The following is a 16,980-nucleotide window of genomic DNA, read 5'->3' on the forward strand; positions in this document are numbered from 1 at the left end:
CCCGCGGGGCGGTGGCCGCCCGGCGTCGGTCGGCGACCAGAACGGCCGCCGGCCCCGTCCGGCGCTCCCGGGACGACGGGAGCGCCGGACGGGGCCGGTGCGGTGTGGCGTCAGGCGGCCGAGGGCGGGGTCGGGCCGCCGGCCGGAGTGCCCTCGGGATCGCGGCGACGGGTTCCGACCAGACCGATGGCGCCGCCGAGGAACAGCAGCGCCCCCGAAGTGGTGAGCAGGGTGTCGGTGACGCCGCTCGCGCCGGTGGCGGCGAGCGAGCCGCCCGGGGCGGGGGCCGGAGCGGGTGCGGCCACGGCCACCGGGCCCGGGGTGTCGGCGCCGGCACCGGGCACCGGGGCGGCGACGGTGGTGGCCGGCGGGACCGCCGGGGGGACGGCCGAGCCGGGTAGCGGGGCCGCGGACGTCGGGCTCGCGGACGTCGGACTCGCGCTCGGCGTGCCGGACGGGGACCCGCCGGACGTGGGCGTCGAGGTCGCCGTGGGCGTCGGCGTCGGCGTCGGCGTCACGGTGGCGGTCGGGGTCGGGCAGACCGACCGTCCGGCGGCCGGTGAATTCGACGCCGAACCGGACGCCGAACCGGACGGGACGGCCAGCGGCGGGATCGACGGCAGGGGGATGCGGCAGGGGCCGCCCACGTCCCCGGGTACCGAGTCCGTGTGGTACCCGGCGACCACGCGCGTGAAGTCGTACGCCGACTGCTTCACACCGCTGCAGGTCGGACCGGCGGGGGCGTCGGCCGGGCAGGGCCGGTCACGGTTGACCGCCCAGAGGCCGAGGCGGGCCAGGTGGTGGGTGGCGGCGAACTCCCGGACGGTGCGGAGGCCGGCCACCGTGAGCTGCTCCCCCTGCTGGTCGGTGCGGCCGTTCATCGCGACCAGGCCGACGTGTCGCCAGGCCTGGTCGTCCGCCCACCCGTACGCGGTGGCGACGGCGCGCTGGAGGCCGGTGACGGACTGCCGGACCACGGCGGGCAGGTCACTCTCCCGACCGGCGAAGTCGAACGGCAGCGCGGTCCAGCCGTCCACCACCAGACCGGACTTGGCGGCGAGCGCGATCAGGTCGGCGCCGTCCGCGTCGGGGCCCTTCTGCTCGGTCTGGAAGGTGACGTAGACGAGCAGGCCGGGGTTCTTCGCCTTGAGCGTCCGCAGCGCCTCGACGATCCGCCGCCGCACCGCCGGGTCGGTCAGCTCGGTGGACTCCACGTCGATGTCGACCGCCTTGAGCGCGTAGGCGTCGACCACCTTCTGGTAGGCGGCGGCGAGTTCGGCGGCGGTGCCGCAGCGTTCGCCCAGCTTCGCGCCGTCCCAGCCGCCGAACGCGGCGAGCACCTCGCCGCCGGCGGCGCGGATGCGCTTGATCGCGGCCTCGTCGGAGCCGCCGGTGAGCGGTCGGGAGCCGTCCCAGCGCGGCTCGCAGCCGGAACCTCCGGCGAGCACGTAGGAGAGGGCGAACTGGCGCAGACCGGTGGCCTTCATGACCGCGACCGGGTCCGGCGCGTCGCCCCAACCGAGGTAGGCGTGGGCGGCGTTGAGGCCGACCGGGTCGGTGGCGGTGGCCGCGGCGGGCGCGTCGCGCGGCGCGAGGATCAGCGCGCTGCCGGCGGCGAGGGCCGTCGCGGCTAACGTGATCCGCCGGCGGCGGCTGAGCCGGTGTCTGGCCATCGGGACTCTCCTGGGCTCGGACGGGCACGGACGGCCGGAGCTCTCCATCGCCGGGAACGGCCCGGTCGGCGGGCCCGAGGACCGGCGGCCCGGTGTCCGCCCTCCCACAAGGGGGAACACCGGGCCGCCGCAGGGGCCCGACACCCGCCGGGGCGCGGGAGCCGGGAGTTCGGCCGCTCAGCAGTGACTACGGACGGTCCGTCACACCCGGTTCACCCGCCGGCGGACCGGTCGGGACGGGCGGGAGCAGACCTGACGGTCCCCCGGGCGGGGCAGCAGTCCCGCGCAAGGGACTGCTGCCCCGCCGGAGCGGTGGCTACCGGTGCCCGCACGGGGGGAACGAGCTCCGGTGGCGGTGCCGCCACTGTGATCAACGGGCGGCGGGGGCCGGACGGTTCACCGGCCTCCGCCCGACTTCTCCGCCGAACCGCCCGGAGGGGCCGCACGGAGGAACCGCACGGGTCCGGAGAGGACCGCAGAGGACCGCAGAGAACCGGCCGACGCCCACAGGCCGGGGCCGGTCCCACCCTGCGGGACGGGCCAACGGCGCGACGGGTCAGCCGGCCGTCGCCATGCCGTGTGCCTCCAGGATCGGCCGCAGGGCGCGGACGGCGTAGAAGTTGCGGGACTTGACCGTCCCGACCGGCACCCCCAGCACCACCGCCGCCTCGGCCATCGAGCGGCCCCTCATGTGCAGCTCGACGAGCACGTCCCGGTGGTGGGGCTGGAGCTCGGCCATGGCGACCGCGATGTCCCGGGCGGCGAGCACCTCGTCGTACGGGTCGTGGGCGCCGGCGTGCTCCTCGGGCGCCTCGTCGGCGACCTCCTGGGCCCGGGCGGCCTGCATCCGGTAGTGGTCGATGGCGATCCGGCGGGCCACGGTGAACAGCCAGGGGCGGCTGTGCTCGGGGCCTCGGTGGATGGCGGCCGGGTTCTGCCAGGCGCGCAGCAGGGCCTCCTGCACGATGTCCTCGGCCTTGCCGCGGTCGCCGCTGGTGACGCGGAGCATCGCGCGCAGCAGGTAGCCGCCGTGCAGGCGGAAGAGCTCGGCCAGGGTGTCCTGGTCCAGGGTGGGCCGGGCGGCCGGCGGCACGGTCACCGGGGCGACGGACTTCCCGGCCCCGGCCGTCGGTTCGGCCGCCGGCACGGTGGTCGCGTCCGCCGTCGGCCCGCCGTCCGTCGCCCCCTCGGGCGCGGGCAGGTCAGGGCTGCGCCGGGCGGGCTCCGACCCTCTCCGCTCGCCCCCCAGGGTGCTCTCCGGGCTCGGCGACCCGGAGTCCTGGATGGTCGTTCCGTCGTGGGCGGTAGCGTCGATGGCCACGGCTTTTGGGTCCCTTACCACATTCGTCGGTGCATCGGCCGATCGCTCGACCGCTGACTCGGTGCGCCGGGTGTACCGCTCCCTTCGGACCGCTCCCCCCGGCGGTGCCACGCTCGCAGCCGTCGCCAACGACGGGCCAACGTCACGCCAATGCCACCGGCACCGGGCCGTTGGCCCGGCGTTGGCGGCCGTCGGCGATCACCCCGCGCGCCAGCCCCGTCGGCGCCCCGCACGCACCGCGGCGGCGGCCAGGCCGACCAGCGCGGCCCCGCCGAGGATCGCGCCGGCCAGCGCCGAAGCCCGCCGGACGGCCGAGCGGTCGGCGGGCGGAGGGACGACGACCGGGTCCGTCGGTGAGAGCGGAGCGTGTGCGGCGGCCGGTGCGACGGTGACGGCCGTCACCGGGTCCACCACCCCCCAGCCGACGACCGGATCGGGCACCGCGGAGCCGGGCCGGTAGGCGGTCTCCCGCAGCCGGTCGGCGAGCTGCTCGACGGTCAGCTCGGGCGACCGGCCGAGCACCAGCGCCGCCGCCCCGGCGACCAGGGCCGCGGCGTAGCTCGGACCCGAGGCGGTGAAGTGGCCCCCGCCCGGGCCGGCGGCCTGCACGGCCTCGCCCGGCGCCGCCAGGTCCACCCGCGAGGCCCGCCCGGCGGGAGCTCCGGCGGCCCCGGACGCGGCGGCACCGCCACCGGAGGCCCCTCCGCCCGCGGCTCCGACGGGCACGGATCCGTCAGGGGCGAGGCCCGTCACCGCGAGCACGCCGGGGTAGCCGGCCGGGTACACCGGCGCGGCGGCCGTCTGCCCGTCCGGCCCGGCGGGCGCGACCAGCAGCACGCCCTTGGCGGCGGCGTAACCGACCGCCTCGGCCAGCGCCGGCGCGGGTTCCGCCACCGGCGCCGCGACGACGGCGATCCGGGCGCCGCCGTCGACCGCCGCGCGGATGCCCTTGGCGAGCAGGTCGGACGTGGTGCTGCCGGCGTCGTCGGTGGCGGCCACGGCCAGCACGGTCGCCCCGGGGGCGAGTCCGGACGGTCCGCCGTCGGGCATCCGGCGGCCGGCGACCAGGCCCGCGAGGAACGTGCCGTGGCCGACGCAGTCCTGGCCCGAGTCGCCCGACCCGTACTGCCGGGGGCCGAGCTTCAGACGCCCGGCCAGTGCACCGGACGCCGACCCCGCCGAGGCGTCCACCCCCGAGCCGATCACGGCCACCGTCACGCCGGCGCCCCGGCTGAGCGGCCACACGGCGTCGGACCGCAGGTACGCCTGGGCCCACCCGGGCCGGTCCAGGGTCCGGGCGGAGGGCTTGCGGCAGCCGTTCTGCTTGACGTCGGGCAGCGTCTGCGCCACCCCGGGCAGCTCCGCCGCGCCCGGCGACGCCCCGGGGGCCGCGGGCGCCGACGCCGCGCCCGGTGCGACGGGCACGCCGGGTGTGACGGGGACCGCGGGAGCGGCGGGCACGGCGGCAGTCGGCCCCGCCCCGGGCGCCGCCGGCAGGACGGCCGGCACGGCAGCCACCGCCGCAGGCCCGGCCGCCACCGACGGGGCGACCGCGGCGAGCAGGGTGAGACCGCACACCGCGACGGTCGCCCGCCCGGCCCGGGTGGCCCGTCCGCTCACACCGCGCTGCCGAGGCGGTCCGCCGCGATGTCGCCGGGCAGCAGCAGGCTGAGCTCGGAGAGGTCGGCGACGTCCAGTCGGCTGAGCCGGCCCGCCTGGCGGGTGATCATGCCCTCCAGGGTCTGCCGGGCGAAGCGACCGTTGCCGAAGGTCCGGTCGCGCGGCACCGAGGCGAACAGTCGCCCGAGCGCCTCCAGCGTCTCCGGCGCGCAGCTGTACCCGGCCGACTCGGCATGGTTCGTCACGATGGTGACCAGCTCGTCGTCCGTGTAGTGGCCGAAGTCGATCTGGCGCGAGAACCGGGACGCCAGGCCGGGGTTGGAGGAGAGGAAGTGCCGCATCTCGTCGTCGTAGCCGGCCACGATCACCACCACCTCGTCCCGGTGGTCCTCCATGAGCTTCATCAGGGTGTCCACCGCCTCCTGCCCGAAGTCGCCGCCGCCCCCGTGCCGGGGCGTCAGGGTGTACGCCTCGTCGACGAAGAGGACTCCGCCGCGCGCCCGCTCGAAGGCCTCCTTGGTGAGCTGCGCGGTGTGGCCGACGTAGCGGCCGACCAGGTCGGCGCGTGCGGTCTCGATCAGCTGCCCCTTGGGCAGCACGCCGAGTTCGGCCAGCAGCCGCCCGTAGAGGCGGGCGACGGTGGTCTTGCCGGTGCCGGGCGGCCCGGCGAAGACCAGGTGGTGGCTGATGGTCGCGGTCGGCAGCCCGGCCTCCTCCCGGCGGCGGGCCTGACGGAGCAGGTTGACCAGGTCCTCGACCTGCTCCTTGGCCGCCGGCAGCCCGACCAGGGCGGCCAGTTCGGCGAGCGGCTCGGTGCCGTCGGCCGCCGACACGGGGGCCGCGAGCTCGACGCCGACGTCCTCGGGGACGAGCAGCGCGAGGTCCTCGTCGCTGATCTCGGGCTGGGCGGCGAGACGGGTGGCCTGCCGGTCGACCATCTCCTCGAAGACCTTGCGGGCCGCCCGCCCGTTGCCGAAGTCCGCGCCGCGCGGCATCTGTTCGAAGAGGAGCGCCAGGGCCTCGACGCTGCCGTCGGCGAGCTCGTAGCCGTGGGCCCCGGCGGCCTTCTCCACGATGGTGACCAGCTCGTCCACCTCGTAGTTGGCGAACTCGACGGTCCGGCTGAACCGGGAGGCGAGGCCGGGGTTGCTGGCCATGAAGTCGGTCATCTCGGCCGAGTAGCCGGCCACGATGACCACGATGTCGTCGCGGTGGTCCTCCATCAGCTTGACCAGGGCGTCGATCGCCTCCCGGCCGAAGTCCGGCCCACTGCCGCCGGAGCCCGCCGAGAGCGTGTACGCCTCGTCGATGAAGAGCACCCCGCCGAGCGCCGACTGGAACACCTCGGTGGTCTTGAGCGCCGTGCCGCCGATGATCGACGCGACCAGGTCGGCCCGGGCCACCTCGGTCAGGTGCCCGCTGCGCAGCACGCCCAGCTCGGCGAGGATGGCGCCGTAGAGCCGGGCGACGGTCGTCTTGCCGGTGCCGGGCGGGCCCGCGAAGACCAGGTGGCGGCTCATCGGGAGGCTCGGCATGCCGGCCAGCTCCCGGCGCCGGGCCAGCTTGTTGAGGTTGACCAGGGTGGCCACCTGCTCCTTGACGCCCGCCAGGCCGACCAGTGACTCCAGCACCTCCAGCGGACCGGGCGCGACGACCGGACCCGCCTCACCGGCGGGCCGGCCCCCCGCCTCGGCCGCGGACGCCCCGCCGGGGTCGGCGCTCTCCGCGCCGGTGGCGGGCCGGGCGGTGGCCGCGGTCGCGGTGCCGTGCGCGTCGGGCAGGCCGTTCTCCTCGCTGGCCAGCTGTTCGACGGCGAGCCGCTCGCTCGGCGCGGTCTGCCGCAGGCCGGAGCCCCGGTTGCGGGCCAGCGTGCAGCCGGTCAGCCGGACCGCCTCGGCGGAGTCGAGGCGCACTCCGTCGCCGATGTTCTCCACCGCGTCGACCTGGGTCAGCACGGCTCGCGCCCCGGCCCCGATCCGCACGCCGTGCCGGCGGTTGCCGTGGGTGCGGACCCGGGTGCAGGTCAGCTCGCCACCGTCCTCGACCGCGAGGCCGTCGTCCCCGGAAGCGGAGGTCTCGCAGTCCCGCAGCGCGGCCCGGCCGACCTTGCCGACCAGGACGCCCGCCCCCTTGGCCCCGCGCACCACCGCGTTGCCGACGAAGGTGTCGGCGCCGTCGGCGATCCGCAGCCCGGACCGGCCTGCGTCCACCACCTCGACGCCCTCCAGCCGGCCCCGGCCGTCCCGGACCACCTCGACGCCGTCGGCGCCCGCGCCGGTGACGGTCAGGTGGCGCAGCCTGGGGTTGGCGCCGTCGGTGATCGACACACCGGCGCCGGTGGCGTCCCGGACCTCCAGTCGGTCGATGTCCGCGGTGCTGCCCCCGGTCAGTTCGACGCCCACCGCGCCGCAGTCCTTGACGACGGTGCGGGTCAGGACCGGGCCGGCGGACTCGCCCACCCAGATGCCGGTGCCCTCGGCGCCGTCCACCTCGCAGTCCTCGAAGACGCCGCGCGAACGGGCGGTGACGTGGATGCCGTGGCCCGCCGTGCGGGTGGCCCGGCAGCGGCGCAGCTCGGGATCGGTACCGCCGGCGAGCGCGATGCCGTGGCCGGAGGTGCCGGTCACCGTGCAGTCCTCCAGCAGGACGCGCGCCTCGGAGCTGATGTACACGCCGATGGTGGTGTCGTGGACGGTCGTGCGCAGCAGTCGCGTGGTGGAGCGCTCCTCCAGCGCGACGGCGGGCTTGTCGGTGACGGAGATCTCGCAGTCCTCCAGGGTGCCGCGGGCCTCGCCGTTCGCGCAGACGCCGTTGCCGCGCGCGTCACGCAGGACGCAGTTGCGCAGCAGCGGGTTGGCCCGTTCGCCGATCACCACGGCCGACGTCCCGAGGTGCTCGATGACGCAGTCCTCGATCACGCTGGTGCCGGTGGACGTCTCGACGATGCCGGCGCCGGCCGGGTTGGTGACCCGGCAGTCGCGCATCGCGAGCGAGCCCTGCTGGCGGGTGAGCACCGCGGTCCAGGAGCTGCCCACCACCTCGCAGTCGGACAGCGCCGCCTGCCCGCGCGGCACGTCGACCGCGGGCAGCTCCTCGTCCTGCCCCTGCACGATCAGGCCGGTGAGCTGGACGGCCTCGGCCACCACCTGGACGACGCACCCTCGCCGGGCGGTGATCCGGACGCTGCCGCGCGGCTCCTCGGCGGTGATGGTGACCATCTTGGTGATGACGAGGTTCTCCTCGTAGCGGCCGGGGCGCACGGAGATCACCGCCCCGTTGCGGGCCGCCGCGAGCGCGTCGCCGATCGTGCGGTACGGGCCGCCGCGCTGCTCCGGGCACACCGTCAGCACATGGCGCGACATGGCCTTCATCTCCTGGGGTTCTTCGCCGTATAGCGGTCGTCGTGGTGCGGTGGTGGTGCTGCGGTCGTCGTGGTGCGGTGGTGGTGCTGCGGTGGGTCGTGGGCGGTGGGTCGAGCTCCGGCGGGCAGGCGGGCGCGGTGCCCGGGGTGGCGGTGTCAGGCGGCCGTGCAGTCGGCACTCACGGCGGACGCGGCGATGTGCGCCTTGTCGTTCCAGTCGATGCCGCGCGAGTGCAGCTTCACGGCGATCTTCCCGCCGCTCACCGCGAACGTCCCCCCGGTGACCCAACTTCCCCGGTTGGTCCTCTGGTTGACCGGGAAGTCGCCGATCGTGCCGCCCGAGGCGTTCTGGACGGTGTAGTACGCGGGCGCGGCACCGACCGCCTTGACGTCCGAGTTGTTCGGCACGTAGACGGCGATCTTGCAACTGCCATTGGTCACCGGCGCCGTGGAGAACGTCCAGAGCACCCAGTTGTCGGTGTCGTCCTTGGCCTCCGCGCCGGACATCGGCATCGACACGTACTTGCCGTTGCAGCCCGAACCGGTGTACCCGCCGGCCGAGTTGTTCAGCCAGCCCTTGGTGTCCTGCTCGTACCAGCCGTGCTGGGCGTAGGTGGCGGAGGAGGTCGAGCACCCGGTGCCGCCCACGGCCTTGTAGGTCGCCTTCGCCGCGGCGGGCGGCTGGGCCGGGACCGGGGGCACGGGCTGCTGGGTCGCGGGCGGCGGCGCGGGCTGCTGGGCCACGGGCGGCTGCCCGGCCGCCGGTGGCGCGGGCTGCTGCGCGGCGGGCGGCTGCCCGGCGGCGGGGGGCGCGGGCTGCTGCCCCGCGGGCGGCTGGCCCTGGGCGGGCTGCGAGCCCGAACCGCCACCGCTCCCCTGCTGCTGCGTCCCACCGCCTCCCGGCGCCTTGGCCACCGGGGCGGAACCGTTGGAGGGCCGGGTGTTCTGCGGGTTCGGGGCCGCGCCGGGGACGGCGGCGGTCACCGGCTGGCCGGCCGGCACGCCGTCGATGACGGGCGTCTCGGGGGTGCCCGGGATCGGTCCCTGGACGGGCGCCGCCTCGGTGGGCGCCGCGGTCGGGTCGCCGGTGACGGGCGGGTCGACGGGTGCGGGCGGCACCGGGGCGTCGTCGATCTGCGGACCGTCGACGAGCTGGAGGTCGGGCTGGTTCACCCCGAGGTCGTCGCCCCGCCCGCCGTGGCCGTCCCGGCGGTCGGCGCCGTCGGTGATCAGGAACGGCAGGCCCATCAGCACGACCCCCGCCGTGGCGGCGGCGACCAGTGCGGGCCGCTTGAACCTGGCGCGCCGCCCGGGAAGAGCGCCGTCGGGCGCGCCGCCCTCCGGCTCGGGAGCGACGGGCTCCAGCGCTCCCGGCTCCTCCGGGAAGCTGCCGGAGGAGCCGGGGTCCGGAGCGGGCACGGCCGCCGGCGTCGGCGACGCCTCCGGCGTGGGCGGCCCGTACTGCGGCACCGCGGGAGGCGCCGCCGCCGCCACGGCGGCAGCCCCGGCGGCAGCGGACGCGGCGCCCGCGCCCGCTCCGGAGGAGGGCGAGGGACCGGAGGAGGGCACCGGTCCCGCCGACGGGGCCGTGGTTGCCCCGTCGCCCTCCTCCTCCATCTCCCAGGCCACCGACGGCAGCTGTATGCCCGTCGTTCCGTTCCCGCCCGTGCTCGTCCCCACCGCAGCTCCTCGGCTCCGCATGCAGTCCCTGTCGGTGGGACCACCCGGCCGACAGGACCTCGGGTGCTCCCACTCCCTCTCTACGGCCGGGCACCGCCGGGCGGTTCACCCGCCGCCCCGCCGTTGTTGTACATCTGTGTCAGGGCGGTGAAGATGCTGTCCTCCAGGGTCTCCTGGGGAGCGGGTTCCTCGATCCGCGGCGGCCCGCCGGCCTCGTGCGGCGGCAACGGCGGCAACGGCAGCGACTCGACCACCGGGGGCGTCTCGTTCCCCAGCGGCACGTTCGAGCCCTGCTGGTAGAACCGGGGCGGCTGGACCTCCACCCACGAGTCCTCCGACTGCTCGCTCCGGGAATCCAGCAGGTCCGAATCGACCGACGCGTTGTCCGAGTCGTCCCCCAACCGCGCACCCGCGTGCTGGTAGAAGTCCTCCTCACCCTCGTACAACCGTGCCGTCCGCCACGAGGTGCCCGACGCGTCGCGCTCGTGCGGCAGGTCCGGCAGGTCCGAATCGACCGACGCGTTGTCCGAGTCGTCCCCCAACCGCGCGCCCTCGTGCTGGTAGAAGGTCGCGGCGTCGACCGGCCAGAGCGGGGCCGTCACCATCGAGTCGCCCGACTCCGTGCGCTCGTGCTGTGGCCCCTCCGACCGCTCGATCGGCGACGACGAACCCGACGTCAGCGAATCCGACGTCAGCGAGTCGTCCGACTCGTCGTGCCGCGAACTCGCCGTCGGCACGGTCGGACGCCGACGCGGGTCGTCCGGGGACGGCACCGGCCGCGGCACGAACGCACCGGCGTCCAGCAGCGGAACCTCCCGGTTCTCCGGCGACCGCTCCTCCTGCGGCCGGTTCTCCTGCGAGCGGCTCTCCTGCGGCCGGTTCTCCTGCGGCTGGCTCTCCTGCGGCCGGTTCTCCTGCGGCTGGCTCTCCGACAGGCCCGGCACGATCAGGCCGGCGTCCTGCTCCTCGTCCAGCGTGTCGCGCCGCACGGACGGCTCCTGCTCCTCGTCCGACTCGTCGTCCCGCCGTCGCGTCAGCGGTACGTTCGAGCCCTGGCCCGGACCCGACCCGTTCAACGACAGCGGACCGCCCGGGACCTCCCGCACGTCCTCCGTCTGCTCGTCCGCCCAATTGCCGACCTGGTCGTCGACCTGATCGTCCGCGTGGTCGTCGGCCCGGTTGTCGGCCTGCTCGTCCGCCCGGTTGTCCGCATGGCCATCGGCCTGGTCGTCCGCCCGGTTGCCGGCCTGATCGTCCGCGTGGTCGTCCGCCTGGTCGTCGACCTGATCGTCCGCCCGGTTGTCCGCGTGGCCATCGGCCTGATCGTCCGCGTGGTCTTCCGCCCCGTCCTCCTGCGAGGGACGCCGCACCTGCGGAACGTTCGGCAAGGATCCGCCCGACAGGGCGCCCGATGCCTCCTCCGACTGCCGGATCACCCCGTCCTCCGCGTCCGGCGTCTCCGGTCCGATCCGGAAGGAGCGGACGGCGCCCGCGGGTTCGCCCGGGGCTGCCGCTCGCGGCACCGGAGACTCCACAGTCCGGATGACCACGTCCACCTCGTACGTCAGTCCCCGGGACAGCGTGCGCAGCCGCCGCTCCAGCGCGTCGGCCTCCCGCTGGGCCCGATTGACCGGTCCGTCCAGGGTGACCTCGACCACCGGCGGCCTGGTGTCCCCCTCCGCCCTCGGAGCGTTCCCCCGGAGGGCGGCCTCCTGGAGGACGGTCGCCCGGAACCGGTCGAGCAGTCGGGACATGGACCTCGTGTCGGCGGCGTCGGCGGTCCACCGGACGTCCGGGACGGTCGGCTCGCGCAGACTCAGGTCCGGCTGCCGCTGCCCGCCCTGCTGCGGTTGCTGCGGCTGTTCCTGCCCCGCCCCCAGGACCTCCCAGTGGCCGTTCGCGGCTCCCGCCGCCAGATCGAGGTCCGCGCCGACGTGCTCGACGAGGTCCTGGAGGCGACGTCGATCCTGGACCGGCACCGGCCGGCCCGCCATCGCGTCGCGCAGGCGGTCGAAGGGAGCCCCGGCCTCCTCGTTCGCGGCGAGGTCGAGCAGCCGGTCGAGGCCGCGCAACCACCGCTCGCCCCTGGGGCCCTCGACGGTGAGCGACTCGGGGAGCAGCCTCCGGGCGATGTGGCCGACGCGCAGGATCCGCTCGTGGTCGGAGGGCGCGCCGACGTCGAGCCCCAGCGCACCCGCCACCGACTTCAGCGCGTCCGGCGGCGCGCCGTGCAGGCGGAGTTCGCCGCTCTGCGCCTCTTCGTGGAAGCGCAGGAAGCCGTTGTGCGGTACCGGTGTCGGCGTGGTGTCACCGGCGGGGATGTCGATCTCGATCGCCATGAGCTCCATGCGGGGCATGGTCAGCTCGCCCTTGTGGTAGATCACCTCCACCTCGGCGAAGCCCCGGTACCGCGCGGTCGGGGTGGAGATCTTGGCGTTGTTGACGATCTGGCCGCCCTCGACCGTCTCGACGTCGGTCCGGCGCTCGTAGGCGGTGTCGACGTAGATGCCGCCACGGAGGCTGGCGTGGCCCATCCCGAAGGTATCGGGGGTGACGACGCCCCCCGTGATGCGGTTGGCCACGCGGAACGCGCGCTGGGCCCGGACGCCGTCGGTGACCGACGACGTGTTGGTCGGGTTGGAGTCGGTCCTGGTGTCGGTCTTGACGAACTCCAGCTCCTTGATCTTCATCCGCACCTCCACCTGGACGTCGCCGGCCAGATCGGTCCGTCCCAGGAGGAGGGTGGAGTTGCCCGGGCCGTCCGTGAGGGTCGGTCGGACGGAGCCCGGGGGCGTGGGAGCGCCTTCCGGTGCGGGGTCCGAGGCGTCGTTCCGGGTGTCCCCCGCCGAGGCGTCCGGGGTGTGCGGGGTGACGAGGCGGCTGGCCAGCGCCACCGGGTCGATCATCCGCTCCACCATGCCCCGGACGCGGTCCCAGTTGTCCGATCCCAGGAACTCCTCGGCGCCGTCCGTCAGCTGCTTCCGCGCGTCCGGGGACATGCCGGCGTCGCGCACCACATCGGTGTCGACCAGCCCGTGCGTCCACACCCTGGGGGGAGGGATCTGGGCGGGCGGGGCCGGGGTGGCCTCGGCGACCGGCCGGTCGTCGTTCAGTCCTCTGCGCAGGGCGGCGCCGCGCGGCGCGGTCGCGGCCACGAAGTCCTTGGTCGGTTCGTTCGGCGGGTTGCCCGGCACGGTCTCCCGGGTCTCCGCGACGTCGATGACCACGTCCATGCCGACCTCGCGCCGGAAGTAGGCCCGCTTGGTGACCATGACGAACCGGCCCTCGGTGCTGACCAGGTCCTTCCACTCGACCGAGAAGTGCAGGTTGGCCTCGCCGGTGAAGACGTTGCCCACGGGCTTCACCTTGGTGGTGTTGCCCGAGCCGGTGCGGTTCGACCACGTCTCGCGCGTGCTGTTGCTGGAGGACGCGGCCAGCGTGTCGCCCGCGTAGAACAGGCCGGTCGAGACGGCCACCCCGGCCCGCAGCTGGTGGCTGGAGCCGCTGCCGCCGCCGGTCGCCCCGTCGGCCGCCGAGTGGGTGTGCTCGACGTTCGTCCCGGTGTTGAACTCGGTGGTCGTGGTGTTCCCCTCGTGGGCCAGCCGCTTGACGGACGCGCCGATCCTGACGGTCACACCGCCGTCGGAGACCACCAGTTCCCGGCCCGACATCATGGTCTTGAGCTGGTCGTGCAGGTTGTTCGGGCTGAGCGCGTCGTACAGCTTGTGGCGGAGGCCGGACCTGCCGAGCCCGTGCAGCCATTCCTGTACGTTGCGCCCGCCGAACTCCCCCGGGTCGTTGCTCCCCCGCAGGACGGCCTTGCCGAAGTCGGCCGGCGCCACCGTGGCCGCCGGGCCGCTGGGCCTGAACACGTTGGTGACGACGTCGGAGGAGCCGAGCACGTGGTCCTGCCAGATGCGGTCCGGAACCGCGCGCACATCGGCCGGTGCCAACGCGCCGTACTGCGGGGTGACGACCTCCGCCGGCATCGTGATCGGGTCGAGCTTCGTCGTGCTGGGGACCAGCCCGCCCGTCCAGCCGCGGATCTCCACCTGGTACTGGACGTCGACGTCGGACACGACGGCGGTCGAGACGTTCTTCGCCCGGTTGACGGCGGTGCCGGAGCTCTGCAGGTTGCCACCGGTCGACGACTCGTGACGGTAGGAGTAGTCGCCCGTCACCGTCAGCCCGGGCCCGCCGCCCTGCTCCTTCTGCGCCCTGCCGGTCAGCCCGAGGACCCCCGTCACCCGGTCCCGGATGTCCCGCATGACGCCGTGCCCCGTCCGGTTCTGGGTCCCGACCTCGAACTCGGCGTCGTTCACGGTGTACTTCGTGACGGGCGCCGCCCTCAATACGGCCCGGACGACCACTTCGGCCGACCAGCCCGGACCGGCGACCGGCACCTTGAGCACCCCGCCCCGGGTGAGCTCGGACAGCTTGGCCTGCATCGCGACCGCGCCGAGATCCGACCGGAGGGTGCGCTCCAGGGAGTCGGAGACGCCCCCGCGCCACTGGAAGCGGTCCTTCAGCGCGTTCCGGACGTCCTGGAACAACCGGTCACCGCCCGGTGTCCCCGGCTCGTTCCTGAACGACACCACGGAGGCGGCACTGAGTTCGTTGCGCGGCAGCGGGCCCGGCCCGCCCGTTGCCGGCGCGTCGGTGCGGGACTTCACGCTGAACTCGGTGTCGATCCCCGCGGAGACTTCACGGGTTCCGAACCCGCCGCCTTCCAGGACCACCGTCAGGTTCATCCTCCCGCCGTGGATCTCCTGCGCCTCCCGGATCTTGCTGTTCGAGTAGAGCTTGTCGTTGACGTCGTCCCGGACACCGCCGCGGACCCTGATCTCCTGGCTGAGCTGTACCTGGCCGGAGGGCATCTCGCTGACCGGGGCGTATCCGACGGCCCCCTGCTTGAGATCGAACTTACTGGTGTACCGCTGCTCGGTCCTGAAGCTGCTGGACTCGTTCTGCCGGCTGAGGTCGGCCTTCTCGCTCGTCCGGAGGAGCTGGGTGTGGGTCAGCGTGGCCTTGACGGTCACCTTGAGACCGCGCTGCGCCAGTGCGGCGACCGCGCCGGCCACCTTGTCCCGGTCGAAGGCGGTCAGCTCGAACTCGTCCCCGCGGCTCATCGCACCGAGCTTGGAGGCCAGCGAGGGCTGGGTGACGATCTGCATCACCTCGGTGCGGATCTGCGGCCAGAGGCTCCCGTACTGCTCCCGGCCGACCCTCTCCAGATCGCTCCGCACCTCGGCGAGCGAACCGATGTCGCGGATGACGGCGGACTCCGGGAGGAGGTACTCGGCCTCCAGGACGGGCCCCTTCTGCTGGTTGGCGAGGAGGTCCGACTGAGGCATCAGCGACCGGAACCCGACCGGCACCTCGATGGTGTCGCCCAGCTTCTCGTCGCCCTTGTGGATCGTCACCTCCAGGTAACCGTCCCCGTCGAGGACCGCACCGTTCTCCTTGGTCTTGGTCGTGACCGCGGTCTCCAGCGTCCGGCCCGAGACGATGATCCTGTCCTTGCCCCACCGCTTCCCGTAGCTGGCGCCGACGTTCAGAACGTCGGTGCCGAACCGGCCGCCGCCCTGGAGCTGCAGGAACCCGGTCACCACCTTCCGCCGGAGCTTGGTCATGGCCGCGCCGGCGCCGGTGTTGAACTCGGTGTCCTTGGTGGTCGCCACCAGGCGCATCCCGCGGCTGGCGGCCTTCACCTCGGCCCAGACGTCGGTGCCGGGCACCCGGACGATCACCGACTCGCCGTTCGTCAGGCCCTTGAAGTCCTGCTGGAGACGCCGGAAGCCGAACTCGGCCACGAGCCGCTCGGACAGCACGCTCCCGTGGTACGTGAGCGCTTCCTCGGCCCGGGCGAGCCTCGCGCCGGTCTCCGTCTCGCGGCGGGTGCGGTCGGCGCGGGCGGCGTCGTCGAGAGCGGTGTCCCGGTCGGCGGCGTCCTGGTCGGCGGTGCGCTCGCGGACGGTCTGCTCGTGGGTCGCCTTCTCGCGGACGATGCTCTCGCGAAGGGCCTCGACCACACCCACCATGGCCTGTCGGCGGGTCGGCAGGGTGTCCTGCGGCCTGCTCCGGTCCGTCATCTGCACGGAGCCGCCCGCGTCCTCCCGCGCCGTGGTGCGGACGTGGGGCGCGCCGGTCACGTGGACGTCCAGCAGGACGTTGGAGGAATGCAGCCGCTGCTGCCGGAGATGGTCCTGGTCGAGGTCGCCCAGCAGGTTCTTGTTGATGTCGGCCTCGGTGGACGGCCGGGTCTCGCGCTCCGGGATGCCCACTTCGAGCGGCGTCGTCAGGAGGTTCCGGTTCCTCGGATCCAGTCGGGCCGGAGCGATGTCGGTCTCCCGCTTGCCCCTCGGCTGGTACCCCACCTCGACCAGCAGGTTCCCGCGGAAGACCTCGGTGACCTCCGTGGTCTTGGCCCGCGAGAAGAACTTCGAGCTGGTCGTGAGCTCGTCGGAACGCGTCTTGTCGCGGTTCACGCCGAAGGCGTCCAGAGCCACCCGCATGATCTTGAAGAAGTCGCCCCGCCCCTGGAGCCCGAGGCCGCCCGACTTGTTCGCTCCCTTGGTCTCCCCGAGCGTCACCACGCGGTCGCCGCCGCCCTCGTACTCGAACTTCTCCTTCCGGGTGTGGCGCACCAGGTCCGCCACCTCGCCACGGATGGTGACGGTGCCCTGGCGGGCGTCGGTCCCGACCGGGATGTGCAGGACGTCCCCCCTGGACAGGGCCGACACCAGGGAACGCAGGCTCGTGCCGCTGGCGACGCTCTCGGCGAGCGCCCGGGCGAAGGACTCCCGGTTCGGCGTGTCGGCGGGGAGGGCCTCGGCGATCTTCGTACCGAGCTCCCTGACCAGCACGGTGTCCGGCTTGCCGAGGCTGGTCACCATGTGCGAGCCGGCGAGCACCCCGCGGTCGAGGACGAGCTTCGGCACCTGCGGGCCCTGGTCGACGTTGTCGCGGGTCTCCGACGCGACGATCGTGAGACCGTCGTTCAGCGGCGGATGCGGGACGGAGGGCACGTCCCCGACGTCGTCCGCCCGGCGCTTACCCGCGCGCCTCTCCTCGGCCAGCCGCTCCTCCTTCGCCCGCTGCTCGGGCGTCTTCCGCTCGTCCTCCGAATCCTCGGAGTCCTCGTCCCGAACCTCCCGAGTCTCCTCCGTCTCCCGGGTCTCCTCCGTCTGGCGCGACTCCTCCGTCTGGTGCGGCTCCTCGGTCTCGTCGGCCCGGCGCTTACCCGCGCGCCTCTCCTCGGCCAGCCGCTCCTCCTTCGCCCGCTGCTCGGGCGTCTTCCGCTCGTCCTCCGAATCCTCGGAGTC

General features: G+C 74.5%; 5 protein-coding genes and 1 pseudogene. All 6 read right to left on the reverse strand.

What is annotated here, in order from left to right:
* Window positions 1-110 precede the first annotated feature (110 nt).
* Window positions 111-1,673, reverse strand: a complete 1,563-nt coding sequence (locus tag ACFWIC_RS18265; RefSeq protein WP_380519388.1) for a hypothetical protein — start codon at window positions 1,671-1,673, stop codon at window positions 111-113.
* Between the two features lie 556 nt (window positions 1,674-2,229).
* Window positions 2,230-2,994, reverse strand: a complete 765-nt coding sequence (locus tag ACFWIC_RS18270) for a sigma-70 family RNA polymerase sigma factor (protein WP_380519390.1) — start codon at window positions 2,992-2,994, stop codon at window positions 2,230-2,232.
* 198 nt (window positions 2,995-3,192) lie between these two features.
* Entirely contained in the window at window positions 3,193-4,614 is a 1,422-nt protein-coding gene (locus tag ACFWIC_RS18275) for a S8 family serine peptidase (RefSeq protein WP_380519391.1), read from the reverse strand.
* Window positions 4,611-7,976, reverse strand: coding sequence for a right-handed parallel beta-helix repeat-containing protein (locus ACFWIC_RS18280; protein ID WP_380519392.1), 3,366 nt, complete (start codon window positions 7,974-7,976; stop codon window positions 4,611-4,613). The genes ACFWIC_RS18275 and ACFWIC_RS18280 overlap by 4 nt, the downstream gene beginning before the upstream one ends.
* A gap of 155 nt (window positions 7,977-8,131) precedes the next feature.
* Window positions 8,132-9,655, reverse strand: coding sequence for a hypothetical protein (locus ACFWIC_RS18285; RefSeq protein ID WP_380519393.1), 1,524 nt, complete (start codon window positions 9,653-9,655; stop codon window positions 8,132-8,134).
* An 80-nt stretch (window positions 9,656-9,735) separates the two neighbouring features.
* Window positions 9,736-16,980: pseudogene (locus tag ACFWIC_RS18290) on the reverse strand (hypothetical protein); the annotation flags it as partial.

The organism is Kitasatospora sp. NPDC127035, from assembly GCF_042726075.1.
In the GTDB taxonomy this organism is placed as follows: Bacteria; Actinomycetota; Actinomycetes; order Streptomycetales; family Streptomycetaceae; genus Kitasatospora.